9 protein-coding genes are annotated in these 8,798 nt (G+C 42.6%); all 9 read right to left on the bottom strand.

Annotation, left to right across the window (positions count from 1 at the left end; genetic code table 11):
- Positions 1–229 precede the first annotated feature (229 nt).
- The 9 genes from A5875_RS13285 to A5875_RS13245 all read right to left on the bottom strand — a co-directional run bounded on the left by A5875_RS13285 (position 230) and on the right by A5875_RS13245 (position 8,668).
- Complete coding sequence (locus A5875_RS13285) at positions 230–871, bottom strand: L-fuculose-phosphate aldolase (protein ID WP_088934036.1); 642 nt, start codon at positions 869–871, stop codon at positions 230–232.
- A 12-nt stretch (positions 872–883) separates the two neighbouring features.
- Positions 884–1,939, bottom strand: coding sequence for a s-methyl-5-thioribose-1-phosphate isomerase (locus A5875_RS13280; protein WP_088934035.1), 1,056 nt, complete (start codon positions 1,937–1,939; stop codon positions 884–886).
- Positions 1,940–1,965: 26 nt separating this feature from the next.
- A complete protein-coding gene (gene mtnK / locus A5875_RS13275) occupies positions 1,966–3,201 on the bottom strand; it encodes an S-methyl-5-thioribose kinase (protein WP_088934034.1) in 1,236 nt (411 codons plus the stop codon).
- 303 nt (positions 3,202–3,504) lie between these two features.
- Entirely contained in the window at positions 3,505–3,858 is a 354-nt protein-coding gene (locus tag A5875_RS13270; RefSeq protein WP_088934033.1) for a PTS glucitol/sorbitol transporter subunit IIA, read from the bottom strand.
- A 21-nt stretch (positions 3,859–3,879) separates the two neighbouring features.
- Complete coding sequence (gene srlE, locus A5875_RS13265) at positions 3,880–4,884, bottom strand: PTS glucitol/sorbitol transporter subunit IIB (protein WP_088934032.1); 1,005 nt, start codon at positions 4,882–4,884, stop codon at positions 3,880–3,882.
- A 20-nt stretch (positions 4,885–4,904) separates the two neighbouring features.
- Complete coding sequence (gene srlA / locus A5875_RS13260) at positions 4,905–5,465, bottom strand: PTS glucitol/sorbitol transporter subunit IIC (protein ID WP_088934031.1); 561 nt, start codon at positions 5,463–5,465, stop codon at positions 4,905–4,907.
- A gap of 2 nt (positions 5,466–5,467) precedes the next feature.
- Positions 5,468–5,947, bottom strand: a complete 480-nt coding sequence (locus A5875_RS13255) for a transcriptional regulator GutM (RefSeq protein WP_088934030.1) — start codon at positions 5,945–5,947, stop codon at positions 5,468–5,470.
- A gap of 54 nt (positions 5,948–6,001) precedes the next feature.
- Positions 6,002–7,846 (bottom strand): BglG family transcription antiterminator, encoded by a 1,845-nt coding sequence (locus A5875_RS13250; RefSeq protein WP_088934029.1) that lies wholly within the window; start codon positions 7,844–7,846, stop codon positions 6,002–6,004.
- A gap of 21 nt (positions 7,847–7,867) precedes the next feature.
- Complete coding sequence (locus A5875_RS13245; protein ID WP_088934028.1) at positions 7,868–8,668, bottom strand: SDR family oxidoreductase; 801 nt, start codon at positions 8,666–8,668, stop codon at positions 7,868–7,870.
- Positions 8,669–8,798 lie beyond the last annotated feature (130 nt).

The following is an 8,798-nucleotide window of genomic DNA, read 5'->3' as shown; positions in this document are numbered from 1 at the left end:
TGAGCGTCTCGTGGGCTCGGAGATGTGTATAAGAGACAGGATATAAGCGGTACTTTTTGTCATTATTGAGTTCCCTGCGTGTTTAAAAATCCTAGACCAATTCTAATATGGAAATATACTTATTCAATTGTGAATACTCGCACTATGAATTCGTTGAATTTTTCATCCCCGTTCACAAAGTGAAAAAACAAAAGGCCGCGACTTTGCTTTCACAAAAGTCGCGACCTTTTTATTGTTGTCCATAGGTCTCAAATTTCTCCAAGACCTCTTTCATTTGTTCTTGATTCAGCAGCTTCGGTGTTCCGATGCAGCGTGCTCGATAATCCAGTTTTGCTAAAAATTCGATGTCCTTTGCAACACCAAAGGCACTAGCTAAGTCAGGTCCGATGGTTAAGACACCGTGATTGCCTAACAAAATCCCATTGTCATCATGGATAAAATTGAAGGCCTCCTCCGCTAATTCCCGTGTGCCGAAAGTTTTGTACTCGCAGCAACGCACCTTCTCGCCAACAGATCCGATAATATAATGCAGCGGTTCAATCTCCTGCTGCAAACAGGCAAAGGTGGTCGCATATTCCGAATGTGTATGGACGACCGAGCGGACATCTGGACGATGCGCGTAAAAAATACTGTGGAGATCATACTCGCTTGATGGCTTACGATTGCCTTCCAGCACATTTCCCTGAAGGTCCATCAAAACAATATCTTCCAGCTTCGTCTCAAAATAGGGAATCCCGCTTGGACTGATCAGCATCGCTTCTTCTTCTGGAAAATAAATGCTGATATTGCCTCCCGTTCCTGTCGTTAGTTTTTCGGTAATGAGCTTCTTGCCATATTCAACGATCAGCTCGCGTTCTTTTAGATGTTTCATCTTCTGCTCCAATCAATAAAAATTATTTTCCGGCTGCTCTTTTAAGTAGCGGTGCAAATCATAGGGTGAAAAAATCCCGCGATCCGTCACTACCGCCCCGATCAATTCCGGCGGTGTGATATCAAAGGACGGATAGATCGCTTTGACACCCTCTAGGGTATGCTTGATCCCATTAAGCTCCATCACCTGCTCAGGATCACGCATCTCGATCTTGATGCTTTCATGACTCGTTTTATCCGTATCGGGAATTCCCGTCACAAAATAGGGAACACCGAAACGCTGGGCTAAAATAGCGATTTGATAGGTTCCGACCTTGTTGGCGATATAGCCGTCTTGGGCAATCGTATCGGCGGCCGAGGTAAATAGATCGATTGTTTCATGTTCCATCAAATAGGCGATCATATTATCAGAAACAACCGTCGTATCAAATCCCATCTCCGCACAGCAACTAGCCGTTAAGCGCGCCCCTTGCAAATACGGACGCGTTTCCGCACAGAAGAAACGCAGCGTTTTTTTCTGCTCAATAGCCTCACGCAGCAGCATCCCAATGATCGTCTCACCAAAGCACTGGGTCAAAACCGTCCCATTATCTGGGATTTTTTCGATCAAATATTTCGCTACTTGATCCATCGTATAATAGCGGCGGTTCAAGGAATCAATCGTATTTTGTTTAATTGCCTCCGTTGGATCTTCGCCTTTTTCTACCGCTGCTTCTGCGACTGCGACACATTTTTCAGTGATCAGTGTCATACGATTCGCCGTCGTTGGTCGTGCATTAGCAATCGTATGAGACGCTTTTTTTAGATACGCGAGCTGATCAGCCGGCTCCAACGCCTTACTCTCTTCCGCTGCTAAGGCCATTCCCATGCCTGCTGCGGTGTATGGTCCTGCGCTTTGAGTTACCATGTCCGTGATGGCTTGCGCGACTGCTTGATGGGTCTCACATTCTACAAACTCCACCCGAGTCGGATAGATTCGCCGATCTAAAATGCGGACTTTGCCATCTTCATACCACGCCACATTTTCATATTGTAACAACGTTGGCATCGTATAATCCTGTCTTTCCAATTGACTCACCTTCTACTTCATTTTTTTCAAAAAGCAAAGCTTTCGTCTAATGCATTGATGCCATCGACTAGCTGACCGCCGCTCGTAATGTGGCGGCGATTGATAATTAATTGAATTCCTTGTGTTATCAGCATTTGTTCTGCTGCGATTTTTTTGTCTGGGGCGATCAAAGATAATTCCTTCACCTTTGAATCCCCCACGACTCTGCGAATGATCTCCGTGCCGGCATACCCTGCCGCATCGGCCATGATCCCCTGCAGCATCGTATCCTTAAACGCATGATTGCGGTACAACGAAAAAGTCACAGCCTCATCGTAACACATAGATAATTTCGCTTGAACTTGATCGTAAACTGCCGCAATCGTTTCTTTAATCCATTGATGAAAAGCAGGATCACAGCTTGGATCAAATAGATTTTTGATCATCGGAAAATAGAGATGCGCCAAGACATTTCCTATGTCATATCCCGCTGGACCATAAAAGGCAAACTCAGGGTCGATCACCTTCAAGCCAGATGGATTAATAAAAATCGAACCCGTATGAAGGTCCCCATGCAGCAACGATTGAGCGTTGTTCATGAAATTATTACGCAGCAGCGCGACTTCTGCTTGCAGCGGTTCATTTTCGTATAAGTTTTCCCGGACGAAGCGTTCATTTCCCGGAGTCAAAATATTCCGCTGCTTATAATCGTCATAGGGCTCCGTAAATACTAAATCCTCGCTGATATCGCACATTTCCGGATTGATAAACTCTTTGACCCGCTGCTTTTTCACCCCGCGGTCCAAAACCAGATCACTCGTTAAAAGTAGCGTACGCGACAGGTATTCGGCAATCTCCTCGCTGAAATTAGGAAATACTTTCTTATCGATCAACTCATAGCGCATGTTTTGATAATCGGAAACATCTTCCATCGTCAACGCGTGCATCTTTTGATCATAATAATAAACCTCTGGTACAAACTGCGGAGCCAAATCATTTTGCAAACGTAAAATCTCGGCTTCGATTCGATTTCGATCGATCGCCAATGGCCGTCCAGAAGAACGTAGCAACACATCCGCCTGCTTAATGATCAAGCTTTCTTGCGTGGCTTCATTCACCACACGAAAAACATAATTAATATTGCCGTCACCAATTTCTGTGACGGTCAAGGGTGCATCAGTTGGAAAAACGCCTAATTTTTCCATGACATATTGTTTGATCCTTTGCGTATCCATTAAAAAATGCTCCTGATACGCCGCCGATTCCCTCGGTATCATTTTCATATTATCGCCTCATTCGTTTAAATTCCCAGTCCACAAAAAAATTTTCACATCCGATTACGCTAAAAGCACAAAGTAAAAGTCACAGCTAACTCACTTTAATGGTGTCATTTTTCTAAAAACAAGAAAAATGCTTCTGATTCTCGTCACGCCTATCATCAAATTAAACAACTCGAACAGTTTTATACTTAAACTCTCCAACCGAACCTCCCCAGCATAAAACTGCGAAAAGTTTGACTGACAAAAAAACACTCACCTAAAAGTGTACATTTAAACTAGTTAAATGCAACTCTTAGATGAATGTTCTTAACTAATCGCAATCTTTGTTCCAACTGTGATCGTCGGCATTTCCTTGTCTTCCACATAAAGGGTACCTGGAAGCTCTGCCGTTTCTGAACCATCGAAGCGCAGGGTGATATGTCCTAAATCGTCGAGGTTCTTCTTCACCACATCGCCTACTGCCGTGATTTTATACGCTTGATCATCGAAGGAAAAAATCATTCCTGTTGTGATCTCGTCGGTGGACGGTGTCAATTGGATGTTATAGCAATAATCCGCTAAGGTCTCTGGTGCATCATCGCCGAAAAAAATCAACATCTTTTCTTGCTGAAACATCTCGGCTTCTGGGCCAATGTTGGTAACTTGCGTCTCAAAAATCATCTTTCATCTCTCCAAACCTTTTTAACTGTATAATCCGAAGCTTGCTAACCAAGCAACGACTACCCGTGGAACACCATTTAAGAAACGTGAATATAAGACTGACGGCACTCCAACTTCCACTGTTTCCGCTTCTGCTTCTTCCAATCCTAGTCCAACCGGAATAAAGTCGCAGGCATTTTGGGTATTGATAGCAAATAACGCTGGTAAAGCTAGTTGCGGCGGGATATTCCCTTTACCAATCTCTACCCCGATCAAGGTTCCCAAAATCTGACTGATAACCGCCCCAGGTCCTAATAACGGAGACAAGAATGGCAGCGAGCAGATAAAGCCGATGATGATTAGACCAAAAACATTTCCAGCCAACGGCTTCATCAGGTTTGCAAACACAGTCCCGATCCCTGATCCTTGAATGATTCCGATCAATAAGGATACAAAGGCCATAAAAGGAATGACCGTATTGATCATTGTTTGTACACCTTCACGGGCTGATTGATTGAATGTCGCTACGACTTTACCAGCGCCCATTCCGATTTTTGCGATAAAACTTTTTTGCTCCGCTTTTTGTTCAGTGATCTTCTTATCGGTCGAGTATTTAAACTCACGCTCTGGTTTTTCTTCAGTAATGAAGGCTGGTTTGCCTGCCGCTTCAGATTCATCTGCCAGCATGATTTGATTTTCACCAACCGCGGACACGTAGATTTCTTCATTAATGTATTGTGCTAAGGGTCCGCTTTTTCCAGTCGGTACAATGTTTACTGTTGGGATATTCTTTTTAGGATAGATTCCGCAGCGTAATGTCCCGCCGCAATCAATGATCGCAAGAGCGATCTCATTGTCTGGAATCGATGTCTTAAAGCCGTTGACCGATTCCATCCCTGTTAGCTCTTCAATTTTATTAACGATACTGGGTTTGTCTCCGCCGCCAGTCACATAGACAAATTTATGTTTCTCTTCTGTTGGTGTAATTACTAAAGGTCCGCCATAGCCGCCAGAACCTTTTACGATCTTAATACTATTATAAGCCATTTTTCTTCCTCCTGTTTCCCTTATTCTGTCACTGCGACATCATCGACTGTTTTGCTTAACTGGATTCCTTGTTGTTTACAAACAAACGCTGTCGTGAAATCCGTCGTCCAGCCGCCAATAAAGTTCATGACTAAACCAACAAACATATAACGAATCGCCAGCTCCATCGAATTCAAGCCCAGATGCGTGATCCCTTGGGCAATCCCCATCCAAACAAACAATTCACCGGGATTGATATGAGGAAAAACGCCATTACTCGTATGGCAGAATTGCGCATTTGCCGCATAATAGCTTGGCTTATAAAACTCAGGTAAAAAGCGAGCCATCGTAAATGACATTGGGTTTCCCAGCATAAAAGCAGAAACGAACGGCAATACCAGATAGCGGGTAAAAGGATTTTTAGACGATACTTTTGCGACTTTCGTTACGCGTTCTTCTCCTAAAAAGGCAATCAATGTATTCATGGCTACCATCAGCATCAAAACAACTGGAACAATCCCCGTCATCCAACTAATAAATGTTTCAGCACCCGTTTGGAACAGGCTCATAAAGCCTTCCGCAAATTTTGTAATATAATCCATTTTTAAACACTCCTTTTAGTTAATTTAGCTTGAATCGTACCTTTCATTAAGGACAATTGATTTCCTATATTGAAGATTGGCGAGACAGGCGCTTCTTCTCGATGATTTCCCTGCTCGACCTCTAAATAAATTTTTTGTGCATTCGCTGCGGCTTGTCGTGTCAGTTTATTTTCCTTCATCAGCATCGGTGCTTCCGTCAGATGATGGATATCGAGACCGACAAATTGCGGACGTGGTTTGAAGCGGGCAAAAATCGACGTCCCTTGCATCATTTCAGCATCTTTGATAAGTCCCGTATGATCAACACCTAATAGCAAGATCGTCCCTGAGGCGATTTTCCCCGGGCGACGGCCGATCGCTACTTTTCCTTTACGCTTCATTCGAATATAGACAGAATTAAAATTTTTGATCTGCTTCATTCCTAAGAAAATTTGGAGAATGTAAGCAATAATTGCAATAGCGCCTAAAACAAAGATATTCATATCCTACCCATTCCTTTCTGATACAAAGAGCTTTCTCTTCGTACACCTGCCTCGTTAGAACCCTTTTACTAATAACTGACGGTATTCTTCTTTAGTGTTTATCCGCTTGACCTGTTCTCGCAAGGTCTCCCTAGAAGAGATAACAAAAATCGTATCGTAAAAGCTCAATAATTCATCTTCCATCGTTAACGTCAAATTCTCTGGAATAGCCACCAGAAAAATCAGTTCAATCTCTTCTACGGATCGTCCCTCTGGATAAATGCCAATCGTTACAAGAATTTCCTCGCTTTGATGATTGATCCCATGGGGGAAAGCGATGCCATTATCGATCACTGCTGATTCTTCTTGCGCCTTTTTCAAAATATACTTCTTAAAAGAATCATCGATCAAATGTTTGTTCCGTAATTTATCTAACAGCTCAACCAAGTTTTCCTCATAACCTAACTGCTTATCCAAATGCTCGAAAGAAAACCGAATATGTTCAAACGCTGCCGCCTTTGAAGCGACGATTCGCTTCCATTCGCTCAATAACCAATTTTCATTGAATAGATCCGTCAGCTTAATCACCGCGGTCGTTGCTTTTGTATGCTTCAAAGGTATCGTCGTAAATACAGCAAAGTAGCGATCCAGATCCTTCGTTTCATACTCTTCCTCTGAATAATGCGCAATTCGAATATTTGGTCCTAAGACTGTTGCCAGCTGACGCTTGATCATGAGAGCAGTTCCCTTGCCGGTATTGCAGACCACTGCGATCTCTTTCATTTTTGGCTGTGCATCGGCTTTCAAAGCCAATTCAAAATAAATGGCTAGGTACGAAAGCTCTGACGGCTGATTGGGTTTTTGTAAATAATCAGCCAATGCCGCGACCCCTATTTCCGCCAGCTCATGAGCAAAGGCATGCTTTTGTTTGAATTCCTCCCGAAAAATATCATAGGTCTCAATTTGAAAAATGATTCGATTGATCAGAAACATAAAATGCGCTCGGATATTTTGGAACAATTCTGCTTGATCTACATTGATGATCACCGCAGCATTGATTTGATCCATCATGAATTGAAACAAGGTTTTAACTTCCTTGTTGTCCGCCCGCTCCTCGGGAACTAAATTATTATTGAAAATATTTAACGGAAAACAGAGAAAATCGAAATCAAAGTTGCTGATCGTCAAGCTGTAATCGGTCGCCAAGCTAACAAATAATTCTTCTAATAATCGATCGCCGGCAAAATAATTCACATAATACGGAACTGCCTGTGCCAATGGCTTCCCGGCTTGGATTCGCTGAATCGTTAAAATAATCGTTTTTTGTAATAAACCCAAGGTGCGAAAATCCAATTTTTTACTCAAAGCAATCTCATCAATTCGCTCCAGCAATTCCTCGCTTAAAGTTGGCTGTTCCAGATAGTCATACGCATGCTGCAAATAAAGCAGGCGTAATTGAGACTCCGTTCCAGCTATTCGCAGGCCTTTATTAGGTGTACCAATCAAAGAAATTTGATATTTTGACATTAATTGCTTCAAATTTCGCAAATCCTTATTGACTGTTGAACGACTGACCCCTAATGCCTCCGACAAATCATCGATCACGATATAATCTTCTTGTTTAATGAAGCAATCAATCAAAACGGCAATTCGCTTTGTACTTGAATTGAAATCCGTTTGTTGTTTTAAACTGCCGTTCATAATCTCTGAGAACTGATAAGAATCCATTACTTTCAGCGAGTAAATATTCTCTTTCTCCTCGATTAATGCGATTCGTTCCATTTGATCATTCAATAATTGAATCGCTTTTTTGGTGGTTTGTGCGCTTGTGTCAGTTATTTTTTGCAGTTCACTCAGACTCAGGCGATCATGAGTAATAAAATGCTGCAATAATTGATACCAGCGATTGATCAGTGCCATTTTATTACCCCCACCTTTCTTTTATCCTCGTGTTTTTCCTCCAGCAACGTTGGTCGTAACACCAGTAATGTAACTAGACCGATCAGATAAATAATAGCATACTAGGTCAGCGACTTCACTGAGCTTGCCGCTCCGCCCCAATGGGATCGTCGTAGTTTTGTTATAGTTTTTTCGCAGGTCTTCAACGGTGATTCCTCGTGTATAGGCAAGTGCTGTCTCATAAGCTTCCGTCCGCAACCCTGTTTCTTCCATAATTCCCGGCGCTATTCCTACCACTCGAATGCCTTGTTTTCCCAGCTCTTTAGACCATGACCGGGTAAAGCTGTTGACGGCAGCTTTTGTTGCCGCATAGGGGCTTTGACCTTCTGATCCTTCCAAACCGCTTTCCGAAGACATATTGATGATTACTCCTTCGTGTCTTTGCGTCATCGCCCGCGCCACTGCTTGTGTCATTAAAAATAGACCTTTTTGATTGATCGCCATCATTTTGTCAAAGACGTCTTCTGATAATTCAAACTGTCCATGGGGATTTTCCTTATCCACTAGTAAGCGCGGGATATTGATCCCGGCGTTGTTGACTAATCCGTCGATCTGCCCTAATTCTTCAACCACTTTTGCAACGTTTTCTTCTACCTGCTGCCGATTCGAAATATCTGTCTGAAAATAGTAAAGATTCTCATGCGTTACCTTTCCAGGTTGAAGATCAAAGTTTGCCACGATCACTCCCTGATCCAGCAATTCATCGATAATACTTGCTCCGATTCCTGATGACCCACCTGTTACGATTACTTTTTTACCTGCCACGTCTAACCAATCTGACATTGTTGTATTCCCTCCTCTTAATTACAGGCTCAGTATAAAGCGCTTTCGGCAAATGATTAATACGCTCTTTTTTTAAAAGTCAGAAAAAAAAGTACACTAATTTGTGAAAAGTGAGCAAAAAAGCTTAGGT

Origin of the sequence: Enterococcus sp. 3H8_DIV0648 (genome assembly GCF_002140655.1) — a bacterium.
GTDB lineage: Bacteria > Bacillota > Bacilli > Lactobacillales > Enterococcaceae > Enterococcus_A > Enterococcus_A hulanensis.
The sequence above is the reverse complement of the archived record's forward strand: the minus strand, read 5'-3'. Positions and strand labels throughout refer to the sequence as shown.